General features: G+C 60.4%; 20 protein-coding genes. 9 read left to right on the top strand and 11 right to left on the bottom strand.

The annotated features are described in order from the left end of the window. Positions 1-84 precede the first annotated feature (84 nt). On the top strand, positions 85-2,730 hold the full coding sequence (alaS, locus tag DDE77_RS05540; RefSeq protein WP_108396443.1) for an alanine--tRNA ligase: 2,646 nt from the start codon (positions 85-87) through the stop codon (positions 2,728-2,730). 40 nt (positions 2,731-2,770) lie between these two features. Here the strand turns inward: alaS and DDE77_RS05535 are convergent, their stop codons facing one another. The 6 genes from DDE77_RS05535 to DDE77_RS05510 form a co-directional block, all read right to left on the bottom strand. Then, entirely contained in the window at positions 2,771-3,655 is an 885-nt protein-coding gene (locus tag DDE77_RS05535; protein ID WP_108396442.1) for a DMT family transporter, read from the bottom strand. A 77-nt stretch (positions 3,656-3,732) separates the two neighbouring features. After that, complete coding sequence (locus DDE77_RS05530) at positions 3,733-4,665, bottom strand: DMT family transporter (protein WP_108396441.1); 933 nt, start codon at positions 4,663-4,665, stop codon at positions 3,733-3,735. 140 nt (positions 4,666-4,805) lie between these two features. Beyond that, positions 4,806-5,936: an OmpP1/FadL family transporter gene (locus DDE77_RS05525; protein ID WP_108396440.1), complete on the bottom strand. Its 1,131-nt coding sequence runs from the start codon at positions 5,934-5,936 to the stop codon at positions 4,806-4,808. A 250-nt stretch (positions 5,937-6,186) separates the two neighbouring features. Further along, the gene (locus tag DDE77_RS05520) at positions 6,187-7,401 is read right to left on the bottom strand and encodes an NADP-dependent isocitrate dehydrogenase (protein ID WP_108396439.1); all 1,215 of its coding nucleotides are present in this window, start codon (positions 7,399-7,401) and stop codon (positions 6,187-6,189) included. A 117-nt stretch (positions 7,402-7,518) separates the two neighbouring features. Next, positions 7,519-7,854, bottom strand: coding sequence for a TfoX/Sxy family protein (locus DDE77_RS05515; protein WP_157959686.1), 336 nt, complete (start codon positions 7,852-7,854; stop codon positions 7,519-7,521). After that, positions 7,851-8,294 carry a GFA family protein gene (locus DDE77_RS05510; protein ID WP_108396437.1) on the bottom strand — a complete coding sequence of 148 codons (444 nt, stop codon included), beginning with the start codon at positions 8,292-8,294 and terminating at the stop codon, positions 7,851-7,853. The genes DDE77_RS05515 and DDE77_RS05510 overlap by 4 nt, the downstream gene beginning before the upstream one ends. 99 nt (positions 8,295-8,393) lie before the next feature. Here DDE77_RS05510 and DDE77_RS05505 point away from each other — a divergent pair, with 99 nt between their 5' ends. The 5 genes from DDE77_RS05505 (at position 8,394) to rpsD (ending at position 12,810) form a co-directional block, all read left to right on the top strand. Further along, positions 8,394-8,978, top strand: a complete 585-nt coding sequence (locus DDE77_RS05505; protein ID WP_245895101.1) for a GNAT family N-acetyltransferase — start codon at positions 8,394-8,396, stop codon at positions 8,976-8,978. A gap of 111 nt (positions 8,979-9,089) precedes the next feature. Beyond that, on the top strand, positions 9,090-9,686 hold the full coding sequence (locus DDE77_RS05500; RefSeq protein ID WP_108396436.1) for a GNAT family N-acetyltransferase: 597 nt from the start codon (positions 9,090-9,092) through the stop codon (positions 9,684-9,686). Between the two features lie 55 nt (positions 9,687-9,741). After that, complete coding sequence (locus DDE77_RS05495) at positions 9,742-10,548, top strand: RNA methyltransferase (RefSeq protein WP_108396435.1); 807 nt, start codon at positions 9,742-9,744, stop codon at positions 10,546-10,548. Positions 10,549-10,744: 196 nt separating this feature from the next. Beyond that, the gene (locus DDE77_RS05490; RefSeq protein ID WP_108396434.1) at positions 10,745-12,013 is read left to right on the top strand and encodes an MFS transporter; all 1,269 of its coding nucleotides are present in this window, start codon (positions 10,745-10,747) and stop codon (positions 12,011-12,013) included. A 179-nt stretch (positions 12,014-12,192) separates the two neighbouring features. After that, entirely contained in the window at positions 12,193-12,810 is a 618-nt protein-coding gene (gene rpsD, locus DDE77_RS05485; protein ID WP_108396433.1) for a 30S ribosomal protein S4, read from the top strand. A 142-nt stretch (positions 12,811-12,952) separates the two neighbouring features. Here the strand turns inward: rpsD and DDE77_RS05480 are convergent, their stop codons facing one another. Beyond that, on the bottom strand, positions 12,953-14,335 hold the full coding sequence (locus DDE77_RS05480) for a putative transporter (RefSeq protein WP_108396432.1): 1,383 nt from the start codon (positions 14,333-14,335) through the stop codon (positions 12,953-12,955). 164 nt (positions 14,336-14,499) lie between these two features. On the opposite strand from DDE77_RS05480, the gene ttcA reads away from it, so the two are divergent. Beyond that, positions 14,500-15,369 (top strand): tRNA 2-thiocytidine(32) synthetase TtcA, encoded by an 870-nt coding sequence (gene ttcA / locus DDE77_RS05475; RefSeq protein WP_108396431.1) that lies wholly within the window; start codon positions 14,500-14,502, stop codon positions 15,367-15,369. Beyond that, a complete protein-coding gene (locus DDE77_RS05470) occupies positions 15,366-16,184 on the top strand; it encodes an inositol monophosphatase family protein (RefSeq protein WP_245895100.1) in 819 nt (272 codons plus the stop codon). The genes ttcA and DDE77_RS05470 overlap by 4 nt, the downstream gene beginning before the upstream one ends. Before the next feature lie 125 nt (positions 16,185-16,309). Here DDE77_RS05470 and DDE77_RS05465 read toward each other — a convergent pair whose 3' ends face one another. The 3 genes from DDE77_RS05465 to DDE77_RS05455 all read right to left on the bottom strand — a co-directional run bounded on the left by DDE77_RS05465 (position 16,310) and on the right by DDE77_RS05455 (position 20,879). Continuing rightward, the gene (locus tag DDE77_RS05465; RefSeq protein ID WP_108396430.1) at positions 16,310-17,506 is read right to left on the bottom strand and encodes a pyridoxal-phosphate-dependent aminotransferase family protein; all 1,197 of its coding nucleotides are present in this window, start codon (positions 17,504-17,506) and stop codon (positions 16,310-16,312) included. A gap of 775 nt (positions 17,507-18,281) precedes the next feature. Then, positions 18,282-19,532, bottom strand: a complete 1,251-nt coding sequence (locus DDE77_RS05460) for a multidrug effflux MFS transporter (RefSeq protein WP_108396429.1) — start codon at positions 19,530-19,532, stop codon at positions 18,282-18,284. Between the two features lie 129 nt (positions 19,533-19,661). Continuing rightward, the gene (locus DDE77_RS05455; protein ID WP_108396428.1) at positions 19,662-20,879 is read right to left on the bottom strand and encodes an MFS transporter; all 1,218 of its coding nucleotides are present in this window, start codon (positions 20,877-20,879) and stop codon (positions 19,662-19,664) included. Positions 20,880-21,030: 151 nt separating this feature from the next. Between DDE77_RS05455 and DDE77_RS05450 the strand changes: the two genes are divergently transcribed. Continuing rightward, complete coding sequence (locus DDE77_RS05450; protein WP_108396427.1) at positions 21,031-21,318, top strand: Dabb family protein; 288 nt, start codon at positions 21,031-21,033, stop codon at positions 21,316-21,318. A gap of 45 nt (positions 21,319-21,363) precedes the next feature. On the opposite strand, the gene grxD is transcribed toward DDE77_RS05450, so the two are convergent. Then, positions 21,364-21,699, bottom strand: a complete 336-nt coding sequence (grxD, locus tag DDE77_RS05445; protein WP_108396426.1) for a Grx4 family monothiol glutaredoxin — start codon at positions 21,697-21,699, stop codon at positions 21,364-21,366. Positions 21,700-21,743 lie beyond the last annotated feature (44 nt).

The following is a 21,743-nucleotide window of genomic DNA, read 5'->3' as shown; positions in this document are numbered from 1 at the left end:
ACATTGCCGCAGGCTGCACGATAGAAAGCCAGCCAAACCAGTCTCTGGCGCCCAAGCGCCTGCTTACGCAATGAAAGCCTCTCTATGACCAGCGTAAACGATCTTCGCTCGAGCTTTGTTGATTACTTTGCCCGCAATGGTCATGAGGCGGTTGCGTCGAGCCCATTGGTGCCGCGCAACGATCCGACCCTGATGTTCACCAATTCGGGTATGGTGCAGTTCAAGAACACCTTCACCGGTGTGGAGAAGCGGCCCTATTCGCGCGCCACCACTGCGCAGAAATGCGTGCGTGCCGGCGGCAAGCACAACGACCTCGACAATGTCGGCTTCACCGCGCGCCACCACACCTTCTTTGAAATGCTCGGCAATTTCTCGTTCGGCGATTACTTCAAGGATCGTGCGATCGAACTGGCCTGGGGCCTGCTGACCAAGGATTGGGCTCTCCCCAAGGAGAAGCTCATGGTCACTGTCTATGAGGACGATGACGAGGCGCTGAACCTCTGGAAGAAAATTGCCGGTCTTTCCGACGATCGCATTGTGCGGCTCGGCGCCAAGTCTAACTTCTGGCAAATGGGCGATACCGGGCCATGCGGTCCGTGCTCTGAGATCTTTTATGATCATGGCGACCATGTCTGGGGCGGCCCTCCGGGATCGCCTGATGAAGATGGCGATCGCTGGATCGAGATCTGGAACCTCGTCTTCATGCAGTACGAACAGCATGGTGACGGCTCGCGTACCGGCCTGCCACGGCCGTCGATCGACACGGGCATGGGGCTCGAGCGCGTCGCTGCAGTTATGCAGGGCGTCCATGACAATTACGACATCGATCTCTTTAAGTCGCTGATCTCGGCCGCCGCGAACGCGACAGGGGCTGACGCGGGCGGTGAAGGCAATCGCAGCCTGCGCGTGATCGCCGATCATCTGCGTTCCATGAGCTTCCTGATTGCCGAAGGCGTGCTGCCCTCCAATGAAGGACGCGGCTATGTGCTGCGCCGTATCATGCGCCGCGCCATGCGGCATGCAACCCTGCTCGGCAGCAATGAGCCGGTCATCTTCAAGCTCGTGCCCAATCTGGTGCGCGAAATGGGTCAGGCCTATCCCGAACTGAGCCGTGGCGAAGCCCTCATCACCGAGACCGTTCGCCTTGAAGAAGGCCGGTTCCTCAAGACGCTCGGCCGTGGCCTGCAGATCCTGGCCGATGAAACCCGCGACATGGGTGAAGGCGCTGTGCTGAACGGAGCATCGGCGTTCAAGCTTTATGACACCTACGGATTCCCGCTTGATCTGACGCAGGATGCGTTGCGCCTGCGCGGCATCACGGTGGATCAGCCAGGATTTGATGCTGCCATGGCCGCGCAAAAAGCCGAGGCGCGCAAGAGCTGGTCGGGTTCTGGCGAGGCCGCAACGGACAATGTCTGGTTCGGCATTGCGGATAGGCTCGGGCCAACCGAGTTCCTCGGCTATGAAACCGAGACCGCCGAGGGCGAGGTCAAGGCCCTGCTCAAGGACGGGGCGGAAGTCGCTGTGCTCGCTGCGGGCGAAGAAGGCTTTGTGGTGCTCAACCAAACGCCGTTCTATGGCGAAAGCGGCGGCCAGGTCGGCGATACCGGCGTGCTCAAGGGCGAGAATGCGCAGGCCGTTGTGACCGACACGCTGAAAAATCATGGCGTCTTCGCTCATAAGGTGAAGGTGTCCGAGGGTGAACTCAAGGTGGGTCAGGCGCTGAGCCTCCTTGTGGATCATGATCGGCGCTCGTCCATCCGCGCCAACCATTCGGCTACCCATTTGCTGCATGAAGCGCTCCGGATCGTGCTGGGCGACCATGTGGCGCAAAAGGGTTCAATGGTTGCCCCCGACCGGCTACGTTTCGACTTTGTCCATACCAAGCCCATGAGCCCGCAGGAAATGGCCGAGGTCGAGGACCTGGCCAACAGCATCGTGCTGCAGAACACGCCTGTCGAGACGCGCCTGATGGGCGTCGAGGAAGCCAAGGAATCGGGTGCACGCGCCCTGTTTGGCGAGAAATATGGCGATGAAGTACGAGTGGTCTCCATGGGCGAGCCGACCGGAAATGGTCTGGGCTGGTCGGTGGAGCTGTGCGGTGGCACACATGTGCGCCGCACTGGCGATATCGGGCTTGTGTCCATCGTGGCCGAAAGTGCCGTGGGTGCGGGGGTCCGGCGCATTGAGGCGTTAACCGGTCATGCAGCACGCCATCGCGGCAATGCGCATGTGGCGATCGTCGAAAACGCGGCGGGCCTGCTCCGTTCGGGCAGCCAAGATGTGCTCGATCGGATAACGGCGCTGCAGGAAAGCCTCAAAAAGACCGAGCGTGAACTCAGCGATGCTCGCAAGAAGCTTGCCCTGGGCGGCACAAGTGCTGGCGGTTCTGCCTCGGGCGACGAGACGGTGAATGGGATTACCTATGTTGCCCGCACCGTTGAAGGTATTGCGGCCAAGGACGTCAAAGGCCTTGTCGACAGCGAAAAGAAGCGCATCGGTTCGGGCGTCGTCGCTGTCGTGCTCAAGGGCGAGGACGGGAAGGGCACTGTGGCTGTAGGTGTCACGCAGGATCTGACGGCGCGCTATGCTGCGGGTGATCTGGTGAAGCTTGCAACGTCAGCCCTGGGTGGCCAGGGCGGCGGGGGGCGGCCCGACATGGCGCAGGGTGGCGGGCCCGACGGCAGCAAGGCCAGCGAGGCCATCGCTGCGGTGCGTGCCGCGCTCTAGGAAATCCGAGTGGCCTGCAAGCAATTGCAGGCCACTTTCGTTAGAGGCCGGTGCGGAAAAAGAAGAGCCGCGGCTTCCACACGATCCTGAGCTTTTCCGTTAGGACATTGGCAAGGCCCGCAGCCAGCACGATAAAGAGCCCAATCACTGCGACATAGTCAGGGTATTCGCCAAAGAATGCTGCGCCAAAAACAATGGCCCAGATCAACTGGCTATATTGAACCGGCGCGACGATGTTGGCGGGCGATCGCCGGGTAGCGGCGATCAGCAACAAGCCGCCAGTGCCTCCGATCAAGCCGATGCAGATAAAGATGGCAAACTGTTCGAGCGTTGGAACGGTGAAACTGGGTAGCATGAGAATGCCGTTGATCAGGCCGGAATAAAGGACCTGCAGGCCCACAAGGCTAACCCGGCGTTCGCGCGGCGCGATGTAGCGCAGGACGATCGTGGTCGTGGCACCCAGGAAAATGCTGCAAAAGATGGCCACATGCCCCAGTTGCAGCTCGCGCACGCCGGGCCGGATCACCAGCAACACACCCATGAAGCTGATCAGCAGCAAGAGCCAACGGTGGATTGCCACGTGCTCCTTGAGCACCAGCACGCCCAGCAGGGTCACACCGATCGGCGTCAGGAAGCTGATTGCGTAAACGTCGGCAAAGGGGATGTGGGTAAAGGCATACATCACGCATGCCGTGCTGCTTATAGCTGTGGCGCAACGCAAATGAACGAGCCAGGGATGGCGGAGCTTGTAGATATCGCGCCAGCGCTCGCCTCGCTTGGTCAGCATGGCCGGAATAATCGAGAAGCTGGTTGTGAAGAACGCGATCTCAAAAACCGACACCGAAGTGCCAGTTGTCTTGATCAGCGCATCGGCGACGGAAAAACTGGCATAGGCCAGAAAGGCCAGGAGGACGCCGACCGGCATCGTAAATCCAGATCGTTGGAGGGTGGAACAGATAATCTGCCATACAAGATCTGGAACATGGCGTCCATGTCCCTGTGCTAAATCTCGGGCGTTTGTGCTTCGGTTATGTTGGTGACGGGCCGTCCGGCCCGGGCACGGTAACGTGCCCACCGCCCCGAGATACGGGCGCGCGCGCCGTCCATGAGGATGTTGATAAGGCCCGAAAGGATCACGACCGCAATGCCGCTATAGGCGATCCAATCGGGAAATTCGCTGAAGAAGAACGCGCCCAAGGCAATGGCCCAGACGATCTGCAGATATTGGATCGGCGCGACCTGGCTGGCTGGAGCGTTGCGCGTCGCCGCGATCAGAAGGATATGGCCCAAGCCAATCAGCGTGCCGCTGCCCGCCAGCAGGGCGAATTGGGTAGGCGTCGGAACAACAAAGCCGGGGAGCATCAGTGCGGCATTGACCACGATCACATAGAGCGCGGGCACCATGATGAGGCTGACGCGCTTTTCGCTCGGTGCCACGATCCGCAGGATTGTTGTCGTCGCCGCGCCAAAGAACGCGCAGCAGAGCGCGGCCAGATGTCCGAGCTCAAGCTCGCGGAAGCCGGGCCGCACCACCAGCATGACCCCGAGAAAGCCCAAAGCCAGCATGGCCCAGCGCGTAACATCCACGCGCTCCTTGAGCAGCAGCACGGACATAATGGTGATGAACACCGGCATCATGAACACAAGCGAATAGGCTTCGGCGAAAGGGATGGTGACAAAGGCGTAGGTTACCAGCGCGGATGAGCTGACGCCGCTAAAGGCACGCAGATGGACCAGAAGCGGGCGCTTGAGCTGGAAGCTGTCGCGCCAGCGCTCGCCCCTGGGCTTGGCAAAGATCGCCGGCAACAGCGAAAAGAGCGCAACGAAAAAGCCGATTTCGAAGATGGAGAGGCTTTGCCCGAAGCCTTTGATGATGGCGTCGCCACAGGAATAAACGGAATAGGCAACGACCGCATAGAGCACGCCGATGGGCATAGGCTGATCCAGGATCTAGGAGGGCAAGGCAGCGCCTCCTTCTCTAGATAAACTTGCCGGAGCCGTCGATGATTATTCGCGCAATCGGCAACATAGAAGCCCGGAGGCAGGATCCCGGGCCTTCATGTGTCTAACGCGTCCTAGAACGATGCCTTGGCGCTGACGCTGAATGCCAGGACATTGCCGGTGCCCCATGTTTCGCCAAGCGCATTGCTGTCGGCGCTGATCAGCGAATAGGAGACGCCGCCCGAGAGCTCGAAGTTCTGGCTTGGACGGTAAGCCGCGCCTAGCGAAATGCCATAGCGATCACTTTGCGTTCCTGCCACCAGCACCCCCGCGTCATTGCGCTGCGAAGTGCCCTTGTCCCAGTTCAGCGAGCCCAGGACGGTGAGCTCTTCGGTCAGGACATGAGCGACACCAGCCGAAACCGACCAGCCATCCTCGTAAGCAAGCGTAGTGCTGACCGGCTGGACAGAATTGTTGACGGTGAGCACATCAATCACGGACCAATCGACCCATTTGATGCTGCCCAACGCCAGCCAGCGTGGGGCAATGCCAGTCTGCGCCTTGATCTCGAAGCTCTGCGGCATGGTTACATCGGCTGTTGCGCCGACATTGGGGAATAAAGTGCCGTAAGCGCTGCCTTCCAGATCGTAGTCAACAGCAGCATTGTAGATGGCGCTGACGCGAAGCGCGATTTCGGGCACCTCATAGGCCGCGCCCAGGCGCCAGCCAAGGCCCGATCCATCCAGCGAAATGTATTCTGTCGCGGCCGGGTAGGGAGCGGGCAGCACGAGGCTTGCTTGATAGTCCAACTGTTGTGCCGAAAGGCCGCCGATGATGCTGGCAACGCCGGGGCCGACATTGAAGCCATAGGTGCAGGTTGCACCGATATCGGTAGAGGTGAGGCGCTCGCGCAGGATCTGCCCCGTGGCGCGGCCATAGACAGCGTCGCGGTCGATGCCGGTACCCCAAGGATTTTGCACCGAAACCAGACACGAGGCGTTATCCAGCAGGTCCGCCTTGAAGCCAAAATTGTAGTAGAGGCGGTTCGATGATGTTGCCACAGTGCCAGGGCCGAAGCCGGGATTGGCGATGTCATGATTGATGGTTACATGGGTCAGCGTGCCCCGGCCGACATAAGTCGCCGGGTCAAACAGCAGATCCCAATTATAGCCATTGGCTTCAAGGCCTCCGGCCTGGGCCATGCCGGTTGTGGCAGAAGCGGCACAAGCCGCGAGCATAAGGGCGTGTAAGTGGCTGCGCGCCATCGATTTCCTCCTCAACAGCGGCAATCCTCCATCGCCGCTTCGCAACCCGCCGCATTTGCGATCTGGTTGACGTATAGGTCAAGAGCATAGCAATTCGCTGAGCGGGTCAATCTGGGCGAAGCTCAAATTTGTCCAAATTGTGCACGCGATGCAGCGGCGCAACAGAAGGATGTCTGCGCTTTGCACCGGCGCAACAAAAAAGGCGGCAGGGATGCCTGCCGCCTCGGTGCTTGATTTCAGTCTGGCCGGCTTACGCCGCCATGGCCTTCTGCAAGTTCTTGTCGATGGCATCGAGGAAGCCCAAGGTCGACAGCCATGGCTGATCGGGCCCGACCAGGAGCGAAAGGTCCTTGGTCATCTTGCCTTCTTCGATAGTGGCAATTGTGACCTTTTCCAGCGTCTCGGCGAAGCGGGCGAGCTCGGCATTGTCGTCGAGCTTGGCGCGGTGGGCGAGGCCACGGGTCCAGGCAAAGATCGAGGCGGTGGAGTTGGTCGAGGTTTCCTTGCCCTGCTGATGCTGGCGGTAGTGACGGGTCACCGTGCCGTGGGCAGCTTCGGCTTCCACGATCTTGCCATCGGGCGTTGCCAGAACCGAGGTCATCAGGCCCAGCGAGCCGAAGCCCTGCGCCACGATGTCGGACTGCACGTCGCCGTCATAGTTCTTGCACGCCCAGACATAGCCGCCGCTCCACTTAAGAGCCGAAGCCACCATGTCGTCGATCAAGCGGTGTTCGTACCAGATCTTCTTGGCTTCGAACTGCTCCTTGAACTCGGCATCGTAGATCTCCTGGAAGATATCCTTGAAGCGGCCGTCATAGGCTTTGAGGATGGTGTTCTTGGTGGAGAGGTACACCGGCACGCCCCGGGCGAGGCCGTAGTTGAAGCTCGAATAGGCGAAGTCGCGGATCGAGTCGTCGAGGTTGTACATGGCCATGGCCACGCCGGCGCCGGGCGCCTGGAACACTTCATGCTCGATGGTCTGGCCATCTTCGCCGGTGAACTTGATGGTCAGCGTGCCCTTGCCGGGGAAGGTGAAATCGGTCGCGCGGTACTGATCGCCAAAGGCATGGCGGCCCACGATGATCGGCTGCGTCCAGCCCGGAACAAGCCGCGGCACGTTCTTGCAGATGATGGGCTCGCGGAAGATCACGCCACCCAGAATGTTGCGGATGGTGCCGTTGGGCGACTTCCACATCTTCTTGAGCTTGAATTCTTCGACGCGCTGCTCGTCGGGCGTAATAGTCGCGCACTTGATGCCGACGCCGTGCTTCTGGATGGCCTTGGCGGCATCCACGGTGATCTGGTCGTTGGTGGCGTCGCGGCTTTCAACGCTGAGGTCGTAATACTCGATCGGCAGGTCGAGATAGGGATGGATGAGCTTGTCCTTGATCGCCTGCCAGATAATGCGGGTCATCTCATCGCCGTCGAGATCGACGACCGGGTTAGCGACCTTGATTTTGCTCATGAAGTTTTCTCCCTGGAAATCCATAGCTTGGCCCTGTGGCCTCGTTCGGGTGCCCCTATAGCACCACGGGCCAGAAGCGCAAAGACCGGCTCGGCATGGGGGCTTGCCCGTGAGGCGCTACTTGGGCGGGAGAGAAGAGACGAAGGCGAGGGCGCTGGCGATCCATTGCCCCAGCACATGGTCATCCTCCAGCACATCGCCGCCGACTTCCACATAGCCACCCATGGTGCGATCTCCCATGGTGGCGGGGCTAGCGCCTGGTAGGGCAAGATGCCCTGCGACATTGTCCTTGCCGACGCGCGCCAGCAAGACGCCTTCCTTGCTTATGGCGACCAGCATGTTGCCACTCACCATGAAGGCGCGGCCGCCAAACATGCGCTTTTCGGTGACGATCAAGCGGGGATCTAAAAGCGCGCGGATCCGATCGGATAGTTCGTCACAAGCAAAACTCACGGCTGGCCACCTTCGCGATAGGTTTGATGGCGAGGCAGGTGGTCGGCAATTAGATCCCATTCCTGCTGGCTGCGCGCAAAGATCAGCTGGTTGGGGCTGAACCAGCTGTTTTGCCCAGCGAAAAAGCCAATTGGGAGCATGCGCAGGGCGGGTGCGCGAGAGGATTGCCCATAAAGCGGCGTGCCGCATCGCGGGCAGAAGTGGCGCGTGAACTGGGCACCCGACTCGCTTGGCCGCGCAAAGGATTTTGCCTGTCCCACAACGCCTAGAGACTCGGCTGCAACAATGGCGACGTCGGCATGGCCTGACCCCGTCGAGCGCTGGCAATCAAGGCACGCGCACATCAACATGGACAGCACCGGCCCATGGACCGTGAGTTCAACAGCGCCGCAAGCACATGGCGCTTTAAGATCAACAATGAACCGGTCTGGCGCGTTCATGGTTGAAGGCTCGCACGGCCTTTGCCGGGCGGCAAGGCCCTTGGGCTTGCCTTTGCGTGCCCTAGCGGCCAGATTGCACCGCAGGTCCAGGAGAAAATGATGCCGCTCTATCCGACCTACCCCCTCCAAACGGAGCGGCTAACCCTGCGCCCCTTCACGCGGGGCGATGTGGATGGGGTGTTTGCCTATCGCCAACTCGAGGAGGTCGCGCGCTTCCTGTTTGATCATCCGCTCAGCCGGGAAGAATGCGCGCTTGCCGTGCAGCAGCGCATCACACAGACCGGCCTTGCCGAGGCGGACGACAAGATCATCCTTGCCGTTGAGCTTACCGGAACCGGCGCCCTGATCGGAGAGGTGTCGCTGATCTGGCGCAGTGTCGAGGCCCGGCAGGGGGAGCTGGGCTGGATCTTTCATCCGCAATACCAGAAGCAAGGCTTTGCCACGGAAGCCGCCAATTTCATGCTGGATCTTGCCTTTGGTCCCGGAGACATGCACCGCGTCTGCGCCCGGTGCGATGTTCGCAATGAGCGCTCCTGGCGGCTGATGGAGCGCCTGGGCATGCGGCGCGAGGCGCATTTTCGCGAACACGCCATCTTCAAGGGCTCCTGGGACGAGGAGTTCATCTACGCCATTCTTTGGCAGGAATGGCACCAATCGCGCACGCAAAAGCTGCAGTCGCCCTGACGCTCCGCTCATCATGGGCGTCTGTTATTTCCGGGTGGTCAGAGGAACTTACCTGCGAAAGCAACGTTCAAGAAGCTGGGTCATCCTTTTGACCGTGGGAGCGGAACTATCATGTCATCATTGTCACTGCCTGTTGAAACCGACCGTTTGGTGCTGCGCACGTTTGAGCGCAGCGACATTGATGATCTTTGTGCCTATCATTCCCTTCCGTCCATGCAGCGCTATGTCTTTAGCCGCACGCGCGATCATGCCGATGTTGCCGGCGCCCTCAACATCATGCGCAATCACGTGAGCCTGCAGCGCCCCGGCGATACGTTGACCCTGGCCATGATCCGCAAGGGCGACAAAAAACTGATCGGCCATATTTCCCTGCAATGGTCGGATGCGACCGCGGGGCAGGGAGAAGTTCGCTTCTGCATTAACCCAAGCTATTCCGGTCAGGGCTTTGCCAAGGAAGCGATCAGCGCGGTGTTCGACCTTGCCTTCAATCATTTCCGTATCCATCGCATCTTTGCCCGCTGCGATGGCCGCAACCATCATTCCATCAAGCTCATGCAGCAGATGGGCATGCGGCTCGAAGCCCATTACCGCGAGCATGCCCTGTTCCAGGGCGAGTGGGATGAAGAGCTCCACTTTGCGATCCTTGATCGCGAATGGCAGCGTTCCACCAAGGTCCGCGATCTGCCGCCGCGCCATCGCGTCGCCTGATTTGATTTCAGCGCCCTTTATCGGCTATGTGGCCTGATCGTTTGGATTGGGCAGCATGGCCGGTACGGATTCTTCCCTCAAAATCGAATTGCGGCCCACGCCAGCGATTATCCTGTGTGAACCCCAGCTGGGGGAAAACATAGGGACCGCCGCGCGGGCCATGGCCAATTTCGGCCTTTGGGATCTGCGGCTAGTGCGCCCCCGCGATGGCTGGCCCAATGAACGGGCCGTTGCCGCAGCGTCCAGGGCCGATCACGTCATCAACCAGGTGCGTGTCTTCGAGACGCTGGAAGCGGCCATTGCAGATCTGAGCCTCGTTTATGCCACGACGGCGCGTTCGCGCGACATGCAGAAGACCGTGCTTGGGCCCAACGAGGCCTCCGCCAACCTTCACAGCCACATCAGCAATGGTCGCGGAGCAGGGTTGCTGTTCGGGCGCGAGCGCTGGGGCTTGCTGAACGAAGAAGTTGCCTTGGCCGACGCCATCGTTACCCTTCCAGTAGAGCCGGCCTTTGCATCCCTGAACATCGCGCAGGCTGTCTTGCTGATGTCCTATGAATGGCGCCGCCACAGCGATCTGGGCACGCAACTACCCTTCTCAGACAACATGGCGGAAGTGGCGCCACGCGAAGAGCTGGTCGGGCTTTTCGGTCATCTCGAAGCGACGCTGGATGAATCGGGCTTCTTCACCACGCCCGACAAGCGGCCCACCATGGTCAACAACCTGCGTACCATGCTGGAGCGCGGCAAGTTCACCAGCCAGGAGATCCGCACCTTGCGCGGTGTGATTTCATCCATCGACCGGCGGCATCTTCGGCACAACAGCAATCGGCAGAAACCGCAGAAGGAAGGCGAGGAGTAGGGGATATTGGGCGGAGGCTCCGGATGAAGCCCACATGGATTTCACACTCTTGAGTTAGCGAAACCCATAGAAGTTCCACTCCCCGATGGCAGCTCACCTCAGCAATCGCCTGCTGAGCGCAACTTCCGCAAATCCTCGACTCATCCCCCAATTCCGCCTTTGACGGCGACACGCCGTCATGCCATTGGCTTAGATCATGAGCACGCCCCCAGCCGACGCCGCGCGTCGGGCCTTTAGCTATATCGGTTTTCGCTTTTTCTGGATCACCACGCTGCTGGTGAGCTTTGCCGTCCAGATCATGTCGGTGTCCATTGCATACCAGATCTATACGGTAACGCGTGAACCGCTGCTCGTCGGGCTGGTGGGGCTGTGCCTATTCCTGCCCGCGCTGGTGCTGATCCTTGTAACGGGCCTTGCCGCGGACCGCTTCAATCGACGTGGCATCATGGCGATCTGCCTTTCGGTGGAACTGCTCTGCGCCGTCGGCTTCCTGCTTTTCGTCAATGCCGAAGCGCACGAAATCGGGCCCTTGTTCGCCATTCTTGTGGTGCTGGGCACCGCGCGCGCCTTTTGGGGGCCTGCAGCCCAGTCGCTTGCGCCCAATCTTGTGCCGCCGGAGGCCCTGTCCAACGCCATCACCGTCAATGCCTCGGCCTGGCAGATCGCCGCCATTGCCGGTCCTGCGCTGGGTGGTGTGCTTTACGCCTTCGGGCCCGTCATCGCCTTTGGCACGGGCGCTGTCCTGCTGTTCTGCGCCATCGGCAGCGTGATGATGATTCCGAAGCCCCCGCAGCGCGAATCGCATGCGGCGACCAGCATGGAAACGCTTCTGGGTGGCTTTCGCTATATCTTCAGCAACAAGGTTGTGCTGGGCGCCATCTCACTCGACATGTTTGCCGTGCTGATGGGGGGCGCTGTTGCCATGCTCCCGATCTACGCCACGGATATTCTCCATGGCGGCTCGATTGCCAATGGCTTGCTGCGTGCCGCGCCCGGCTTGGGTGCCATCGCCATGGCGCTGTTTCTCACGCGCTTTCCTATCCGCAATTTTGCCGGCCGGCTCCTTTTCGTGTTCGTGGCCCTGTTCGGCGCCTTTACCGTGGTATTCGGCTTTTCTACTTCTATCTGGATCTCCATTCCGGCACTGGCGCTGGTAGGCGCCTCCGACATGGTCAGCGTGACCATCCGCGAAACCATCATGCAGCTGTGGACGCCCGAGGAAGTGCGCGGGCGCGTCAATGCCGTCAATTCGGTGTTTATTGGCGCCTCCAACGAGCTGGGTGAGTTCAGGGCGGGGACCGTTGCCCACTTCATTGGCCCCGTCGCGGCTGTGGTGATTGGCGGTTTTGGCGCTATGGCCGTTGCTGGCATCTGGAGCCAGATTTTTCCGGGCCTGCGCGACCAGGACACGCTGGATCGTAAGATGGTCGCCGACGGCGTAGCCGAACCCAGCACAGTCAAATAGCTATCGCGTGCCACGCTTGACTTTCCCGGGGACCGCCTATATCACGCGCCCACCTATTGCGGCTCTTTGAGCCATAGGCGCACCCGGGATCTCCTCCATTGTTGGGATCTGTCGGTCATCCTTTCGGGGGTGGCAGAGGAGGGCGCGATCCGTTTTTTCGACTTTGAAAAGGATACGCGATGTCGAAGCGCATTTCTGCTAAGCACAAAATTGACCGCCGTCTTGGCGAAAACATCTGGGGCCGTCCGTCCAGCCCGCTCAATGCCCGCGCCTATGGCCCCGGCCAGCATGGCCAGCGCCGCAAGGGCAAGCTGTCGGACTACGGCCTGCAGCTTCGCGCCAAGCAGAAGCTCAAGGGCTACTACGCCTCCATCACTGAAAAGAGCTTCAAGAAGCTCTACAACGAAGCCGCCCGCGTGAAGGGTGACACTGGCGAGAACCTGATCGGCCTGCTCGAATCGCGCCTGGATGCGATCGTCTACCGCGCCAAGTTCGTTGCCACCCCGTTTGCTGCCCGCCAGTTCGTGAACCACGGCCACATCCTGGTGAACGGCAAGCGCGTCAACATCCCATCCTACCAGGTCAAGGTTGGCGACAAGATCGAAGTGCGCGAACGCTCCAAGCAGCTCGCCATCCTGATCGAAGCCACCCAGCTGGCCGAGCGCGATGTTCCCGATTATGTGGAAGTCGACCACAACAAGATGACCGCCACCTATGTGCGCGTTCCCGCCCTGTCGGACGTGCCCTATCCGGTCCAGATGGAACCGAACCTGGTCGTCGAATTCTACTCGCGCTAAGCGAACTTCCCGATGTGAAAGGGCCGCTCCTCGGAGCGGCCCTTTTGTTTTTTCCGAACAAGCGCGTCGTTGGCCTTTGAACTACGAGGCCTCGGAGCCTCATGGTGAGCCTGTCGAACCATGGGGCAGGCGGAGTGCGGGCTCAGATTGTTGCTGCGTCTCCAACAGTTGGATTGATGGGTTCCTGATCCTGGGGGATGAAGCCCTCAAAGCGGCGCAGGCGCATATAGATCGACTGCAGCTCCACGATGGTCGTCCATGCCCGTGCAAAGAACTGGAATGACGTCGCGACTTCGCCAAAAGCGTTCTGCACCTGCTGGTAGATACCCAACGTAAGCGTGCCTGCCAGAATCGATGGCGACAGCGTCAGCAGCGGCACATATCCGGCAACTTGAAGGTACGAATACCGAGCCAGGTTGAAGTAGGTGTAGTGGAAGTACAGCCGGTAATAGTTCTTCTGCACATTGGCAAATAGCTCGCGGAAGGTGGGCGGATCGGCTCGGTCAGCGTGGTCCTCGCCATAGACCAGCTCCTTGCGGAGGGCCGCTTCGACTTTTTGATTCTCGAAATTGAGCCCAGGCAGGCGAATGCCGACAATCCAGAGCAGGGCTGTGCCAAAAGCCGACACCACCAGCGCAATCCACACAAGACTGCCCGGGATTTCTCCAAAGAACGGCACCTCGGTCACATTGGCCGATAGCCTCCAAAGAATGGGCAGGAACACCACCAGGGTCATCAGCGCCGACAGGAAGCTGGTGCCCAGATCCTCCACGATTGAGGCGAACCGCATCGTATCTTCCTGCACGCGCTGTGCGGCGCCTTCAACCGAGCGCAGCTGTGGCCAATAGTTCATGTAGTAGGCGGTCATCGCCTTGCGCCAGCGGAATACATAGTGCGAGGTGAAGAAGGCAGTGAACACGAGGAAAATGATGTTGGGCAGCAGCACCGCCATCAGCGTGATCACATAGGGCCAGTATTCTTCGGGCGACACGGACCCAGGCTGGCTCAATGCTCGTTGGACGACGTCGAAGAACCCGCCTTGCCAAAAATTGACGAAAGCGCTGACCTGCACCTGTCCATAGGTGATCAGCACAAGCGCAGTGCTGCCCACGACGGACCACCAATACCACTCGTTGCGCTTGTAGAAGTACCAAAAGGCGCAAAACAGGGCAGAGCAGATCAGGATGTACCAATATTCCCAAACCCTGCCGCCTTCGAGGAAGATCTCGCCCGGCTGCACGCAATTGGAAACAGCCGCGGGTACGGCGGCGCTTTCGGTACTGGCGGGAGCATTGGGCGCCGTTAGCTCGGCTCCCGCTGCCGGTTGCGGCACGGCCTCATCGGCTACGGTCGCTTGATCAGGGGCGGGCGCAGCAGCGCAAATCGGGGGGGTAACAAATCGATCGAAACTGATAACGCTGCGCAGCGGTTCACCCGCTAGCTGAAACACCAGTGTGGCGAACAACATCCACACCAATGCCGATGTGAAAAAGACTTTGGGAACAGGAAAGAAAGAGCGAAACACCGCGATACTCCAGGGTGTTATGGACGCGTCATCTAAATGCGGCGTCTGGGCGAAAGCAAGAACGGCAAATTAAGCTTTGGTAAGGTCCGCAGGTGCCGGTTTTCCTTCCCCTCTGCGGGCAAGGACGCTATCAGCTACGGAGCGATACGAGAGCGAGTTCCGGCATGAGCGAGGTGATGGAAACAACGACGGGTCAGCCCGACGAGGCTGAAACCGGCGGGCACCCTGTCTATTCCCAAGCGCCGCACACCGTCGAGTTCAACAAGCTGCGCAAGCGCCTGGTGCGCAACACGCGCGAGGCGCTCGAGAAGTTTGTCATGGTGCGGCCCGGCGAGAAATGGCTCGTGGCGCTTTCGGGCGGCAAGGACAGCTATGGCATGCTTGCGCTGCTGCTGGATCTGCAATGGCGCGGGCTGCTGCCCGTGGAGCTCCTTGCCTGCAATCTCGACCAGGGCCAGCCCAATTTCCCCAAGCACATCCTGCCCGACTATCTCGGTAAGCTCGGCGTGCCGCACCGTATCGAATACAAGGACACCTATTCGATCGTGACCGAGAAGCTGCCCGCCGGCGCGACCTATTGCTCGCTGTGTTCACGCCTGCGCCGCGGCAATCTTTATCGCATTGCGCGCGAGGAGGGCTGCACAGCCCTGGTCCTCGGCCACCATCGCGACGATAGCCTCGAAACCTTTTTCATGAACCTCTTTCATGGTGGCAAGCTCGCGGCGATGCCGCCGCGGCTGCTGAACGACGAAGGCGATATCGAGGTGCTGCGCCCGCTCATCTATTGCGCCGAGGATGATCTGCAGCGCTTCTCCGATGCCATGGCCTTCCCCATTATCCCCTGCGATCTCTGTGGTTCCCAGGAAGGGCTTGAGCGTAACGCCATGAAGGCCATGCTCGCCGACATCGAAAGGCGCATGCCCGGCCGCAAGGACGTGATGATCCGCGCGCTGGGGAACATAAATGCCAGCCACATGCTTGACACCAAGCTGTTTGATTTCAACGCCCTGTTCGACAAGAGGACTGCCTCGTGACCTTTGATGCCCTGGAGCTTGCCAATATCCTTCGCGATGCTTCGCGCGCCGAGGCCCTGCCGCGCTTCCGGCGGCTCGATGCCAGCATGGTCCACACCAAGACCGAAGCGATCGATCTGGTCACCGAAGCCGATATCGCCACCGAACAGGTGATCAAGACGCGCATTGCGCAATGGATGCCCGAGGCGCTGTTTGTGGGCGAAGAGTCCGTCGCAGCCGACCCGGCGCTGCTTGGCCGCCTGGCTGATGCGGATCTCGCCATTGTGGTCGACCCCATTGATGGCACGGCCAATTATGCTGCCGGCATGCCGCTCTTTGCCTGCATGGCGGCAGTAGTTTCGGGTGGCGAAACCGTGGCCGGGATCATCTATGATCCCATGGGCGATGACTGGATCATGGCCGAGCGAGGCGGCGGCGCCTGGCTGCGGCGGCCCAATGGCGAAGCCGTGGCGCTCCGTGTCGCGCCGCCACTGCCGCTAGAGGACATGGTGGGCACGGCATCGGCTGCCTATATGCCAGCCGGCTCCCGCGCCCGGATCCTGCAAAACAGCGACAAAGTTCGCCTGATGAGCAATTTCCGCTGCGCAGGCCACGAATACCGCATCTTCGTTTCCGGCCACACGCAGTTTTCCTGCTACAACAAGCTCATGCCCTGGGACCATCTGGCCGGCGTCCTGATCAGCCAGGAAGCCGGGGGCTACGCAGCCCGCATCGACGGCTCGCCCTACCAGCCCCATCATGTTGATGGCGGCCTGCTGGTGACGGCTGACCGCGAAAGCTGGGACGTCCTGCGGCGCGAGGTTTTTACGTTCTAGCCGGACGCCAAGTCGCTTCCCAAACGCGATCGTCATCCTCGGGCTCGACCCGGGGGCGTTACACTTTACACGGAGTTTAGGAAGTGCAGTGCCCTCGGTCAGGCCCCAGGGTGACGCTCAGTGGATTACTTCCAAACCGCTCGCGCGGCCGCCTCCAGTGCCCCCGTTCCATGCGGAATGTCCAGTGCCTGCAGCCCCGCTTCCATGCTCGCCAAAACACCCAGCACCATGTGCGCATTCACATGGCCCATGTGCCCCACGCGCAGGAAATCGGCATAGGCGGGCTCATGAGGCGCCGCCATGCCCAGGCCAATACCCAGCGTCACACCGGCTTCCGCTTCCAGCCAGGCCCGCAAGGCGCCCGCGCCGCCATTGGGGATAGTTGCCGATGTCACCGACCAACCGCGTGATTTCGTGTCGGCGACGTTTAGGGCAATGGCGCTGCCCTGGCCCCAGGCCCCGAACGCCGCCCAGACGGCGCTTGCCAGCTTGTGATGCCGCGCCCAGACGTTTTCAAGCCCCTCTTCATCAAGGATCATGGTGAGCGCTTCACGTAATCCATAAAGATGGTGCGTCGGCGCCGTACCGCCAAAATATTGCCAGAACTCGGCGCCGATCCCGCGTGGCTTCCAGTCCCAATAGGGCGTCACAAGGTCCGCGCTTTGCGACAGTTCCAGCGCCTTGTCCGAAAACCAGATAAAGCCCAGTCCGGGCGGCACCATTAGGCCCTTCTGGCTCGCGCCAACAAGAACATCGATGCCCCAATCATCCATCCGCAGCTCGTCGCATCCGAGCGAAGCAATCGCGTCCACGGCTAGGAGCGCGGGATGGCCTGTAGCATCGATCGCTGCACGGATGGCGGCAATGTCATTGCGGGCGCTGGAGGCCGTATCGACATGGGTGACAAGCACAGCCCGAATCTCCCGCGCTTTGTCTGCCTCCAACGCCTGGGCAATCCGCTGCGGATCAGCCGGGCCGTTCTTGCCGAAGTCGATGATATCGATCTCTATTCCTTGCCGGCGCGCCGCCTCCGCCCAGCCAAAGCCGAAGCGGCCTGTTGCTGCAAGGAGCGCGCGGTCACCGCGGCTGAACATGTTGCAATTAGCCGCCTCCCAGGCGCCATGGCCATTGGTGATGTAGATGGCAACATTCTGAGCCGTCATTGCCACCCGCTTGAGGTCATCGATGATCGTTTTCGTCATCTCGACCAGTTCGCCCTCATAAATGTTCGGCGCCGTCCGGTGCATGGCATTGAGCACCCGGTCGGGCGACACGGAAGGGCCAGGAATAGCGAGATAGGAGCGTCCCGTGTTTAGGGGCATGTGGCGGGTCCAGAAATGGTCAGTGAAGCTGATCTATCAGTCATGACTCGTGCAGGGAGGGCAAGGGGTGGTGATGCTGATCATACATCGCCGGTGTTCCCAAAGGCCGTATGGTGATCCCATCGAATCACGGGGCCGTGCAGTGGAGGCCTCGTGTGCCACGCCCTTATGGTTCGACAGCCTCACCATGAGGCTACTGAGCATCCACGGTCGCAGCTTGGCAAAAGGCCTGCGTGCAGTGGCACCATCCCATCCCACCCACAATGTCACCCCGGGCTCGACCCGGGGCCCACCCCAAGATCCCACCCCAGCCGCAAGGTGGTTCAAACGATCCACCTCCATCCAATAAGCCATCTCAGGATGGATCCCGGAGCAAGTCCGGGATGACACCGCGTTTGTGGCTGATCCGGCGAACTAAATCTCTCCCGCTTCTCCTCCCACCATCCTCCTGCGCTAATCTCCCCCCACTGCCTTCACTAACCAGCGGGTCGCGCGAACCGGCTTGTGAAGGGGCAGATGGGGCGGGGATGTCGCGATCCCCGTAGGACGGCGGAAGTGATTGTGGGGGCTATTGACGCCTCTCGTCCAGAGTCGCGCCGGGATCAGCCTAAAATCCCATCTGATGTGGCGAGGCTCTGTCTCACACACACTAAACTACTCCGAGGCAGGGCCTCGCCACATCAACGCTGTTCAAAACGCACAAGGGGCGATGCTTGCGCACGCCCCTTGCAATCCTGCGAAGCTGAAAGCCCCGTCTGTGAGCGATCCGAAAAACTCAGTGGGCAGCATGGCTAAGATCGGCGTCGCTATGTTCCTCTCCCACGCCGAAAAGCTTGCCGCGCTCGGCGATGAGGATGCAGATCAGTGCCAGCACGCCCATGCTGAAATATCCCGTAGCGGCCGGAACGGTGGTGCCGTCGAAATGCTGCCCGGTATAGCTGCCGATCAGTGCGCCGCCCACGGTCTGGATAAAGCCGAACACCGCGGCGGCGGTGCCGGCCACCGCGCCCAAGGGCTCCATGGAGAGCGAGTTCATGTTGGACGCGGCCCAGCCGAAGCTGAACATGATTACGGCCAGAAGCGAGAAAAACAGCCAGAGCGGCAGGAAGCCGATCAGCGCAAAGAACAGCCACACGGCAGCAAAGCCGGTGAACGACAGCATGGCCCCATGCGACAGCCGGCGCATGCCAATGCGGCGCACAATGCGCGAATTGGTGAAGGACGAAACGCCCATCAAGCCTGCCATGGCGGCAAAGGCGACGGGGAAGTAGACCCCCAGATCATAAATATCGACATAGATCTGCTGGCTCGAGCTGATGAAACCGAACAGGGCGCCGAAGAGGAAAGTGCCGGCCAGCCCATAGGAGATGGCCACGCGGTTGGTGAAAACGATCACGAACCCATCGAGCACGGCCTTGAAGCTGAGCGGCCGACGGTGTTCCACGGGAAGGGTTTCGGGCAGGCGGATAAAGGTCCACAGCCAGAAAGCTGCCGCCAGCACGCCCATGAAGATGAAGATATTGTGCCAGTCACCAACCAGGAGGATGATCTGGCCAATGCCGGGCGCGATAACGGGAATCGCCATGAAGACCATGAAGGTCAACGACATGACTTCGGCCATTTCGCGACCCGAATAGCGGTCGCGCACCACGGCGGTGGCAATCACGCGCACGCTGGCGGCACCCATGCCCTGGATGAACCTCAACACCAGCAGGATGGCAAAGCTGGGCGCAAAAATCGCGGCAATGGCCGCCGCGATATAGAGCGCCATGCCGGCCAGCAGCGGCGCTCGCCGGCCAAAGCGGTCGGTCAGCGGCCCGAACGCCAGCACGGCAATGCCCATGCCCAGCATATAGGAGGAGATCACGAATTGCCGCTCGTTCTCGCTCGCCACGCCAAGCGCCTCGCCCATATAGGGCAGGGCCGGCAGCATGACGTCGATCGCCAGGGCATTCAGCGCCATCAGCGCTGCAATCAGGCCAATGAATTCGGGACGCGAAAGAACGCGCGTGAAATGGTCGGACATGGGTGATCTCTGAAATGAAGTCGCCGCAGGAGGGGCGCCAAAGTCGTGGTTGGGCGGACCATGAACCCCGTGTGAGGCTTTGGCAAGCTTTGATCGGCAGAAAACGATGGTTCCTGCCGAAGGTTTCCGTCAGGCGGTCTTGAGGACAAAAGAAGGTGCACCGCGCTCATTGATGGGCAGGTGCAGGGCAGCAGAACCAAGGCCAAGCAGAACGCCCAGGTACCACACAAGACTATAGGAGCCGGTCTGATCATAGACATAGCCACCCAGCCAGACGCCCACAAAAGAGCCGATCTGGTGGCTGAGGAAGGCCACGCCATAAAGCATTCCCATATAACGGGCGCCGAAAAACAGCGTAACCAGACCTGCCGTCAGCGGGACGGTAGAGAGCCAAAGCAGACCCATGGCCGCTGCAAAGGCGTAAGCGGTGACTTCGCTCACGGGAATCAGCAGGAACAAGCCGATGGCCACGGCGCGCAGGAAATAAATGGTTGCGAGCAGTATCTGCTTGGGCAGGCGGCCACCGAGATAGCCGGCAAGCAGCGAGCCCATGATGTTGAAGAGGCCAATAACGGCAATGGTCCAGCTGCCCACTTCTGGCGAAAGCCCGCATTGCACAAGGTAGGCCGGCATGTGGACGTTGATGAAGGCGAGGTGAAAGCCGCAAACAAAAAAGCCGATCACCAGCAGGCGATAGGAGCCATGCCCCCAGGCCTTGGCAAGCGCCTCCATGAAGGGCAAATCGGCATGGCCGGTGGTATTTTCGGTATGCCCACGCAAGGCGTAGCTCAGCGGGATGATCAGCAGCAGCGCCATGCCGAGGTAGAGCAGGGCCGATTGCCAGCCAAAGGCATTGATGAAGCCCTGGCTGATCGGAGCAAAGGCGAATTGCCCAAAAGAGGAAGCAGCCGTCGCCACGCCGAAAATCAGCGAGCGCTTTTCTGCCGGAACCGAGCGGCCGAAGGCGGCCATGACGACGCTGAAGGAGCAAACGGCGATGCCAACGCCGGTGATGATGCCTGCCGTTACGGTCAGAAACCCCGCTGTTGGCGAAAATGCCATGCCCAGAACACCCAAGGCATAGATGGCAGCACCAACAGCAATCGTTCGGCCGGTACCGACCCGATCGGCAAAGGCGCCAGCGAAGGGCTGGGCTATGCCCCACGCCAGGTTCTGGATGGCCATCGCCATTCCCCAGCCCTCGCGGCTCAGGCTCAGATCGCTGGTCATGGGAAGCGTGAAAAGGCCGAAGCTGGTGCGCACGCCATTGCCGATCGCAGCAATGATGCAGCCCGCAATGATCAGGACAAGCAGGGGCACGGCAGGGCGAAGGGCGGTCGAAGGCATGGCAGGCTATCTCGAATGGGCTCGCTTCCTTGTACGCCTGCGCCCGGATGTCGCAAGCAACAAAGCGGAATGGCTTCCATCAATGGCGCTGATGACTTGACGCCTGCGTTGATCGCACCGACAAGGTGCCGCAAAAACAAGGACGTTTCCTTTGATCCGCCATATCGTGTTTTTCACCGCCAAGCCGGGCGAGAGCGTCGAAGCTATCTGCGAGGGGCTGAACCTTTTAGCCACCATCCCGCACAGCCAGCATTTCGAGGTGAGCCGCAACAGCAAGGTCGACCAGATCTCCAACGAGGTGGACGTGGTCGTTTATGCCGAGTTCAAGGATGCAGAGGCGCTGGCGCAATACAAGGCACACCCGACCTATGCCGAGGCTACCCGGCGCGTCCGCCCCTTGCGCGAGCTACGCCTTTCCGCCGATTTCGAGGCGCAATAAAAAACGCCGGACTTTGGGGTCCGGCGCTTTCTAAAGAGACTGGCTTCAGGCCGACTGCTTCACCGCAATACCGGCCGCTTCGAGCTGGCTCTGCAGCTCGCCGGCCTGGAACATCTCACGCACGATATCGGCGCCGCCGACGAATTCGCCCTTGATGTAGAGCTGGGGAATGGTCGGCCAATTGGTATAGGCCTTGATGCCGTCGCGCAGCTCGGCGCTTTCCAGCACATTGGCGCTGCCATATTCGACGCCGAGATAGTTCAGGATCTGCACGACCTGACCGGAGAAGCCGCACTGGGGAAAATCGGGCGAACCCTTCATGAACAGGAAGATGTCATTGTTCTTCACCTTGTCGTCGATGAAGGCATTAATGTCGGTCATGGAAGAAACCTTTCGTCGGGCTGCGCGGCCAGAATTGTGTTGCC

Origin of the sequence: Devosia submarina, from assembly GCF_003056345.1 — a bacterium.
In the GTDB taxonomy this organism is placed as follows: Bacteria; Pseudomonadota; Alphaproteobacteria; order Rhizobiales; family Devosiaceae; genus Devosia; species Devosia submarina.
This window is presented reverse-complemented; position numbering and strand designations above follow the sequence as displayed.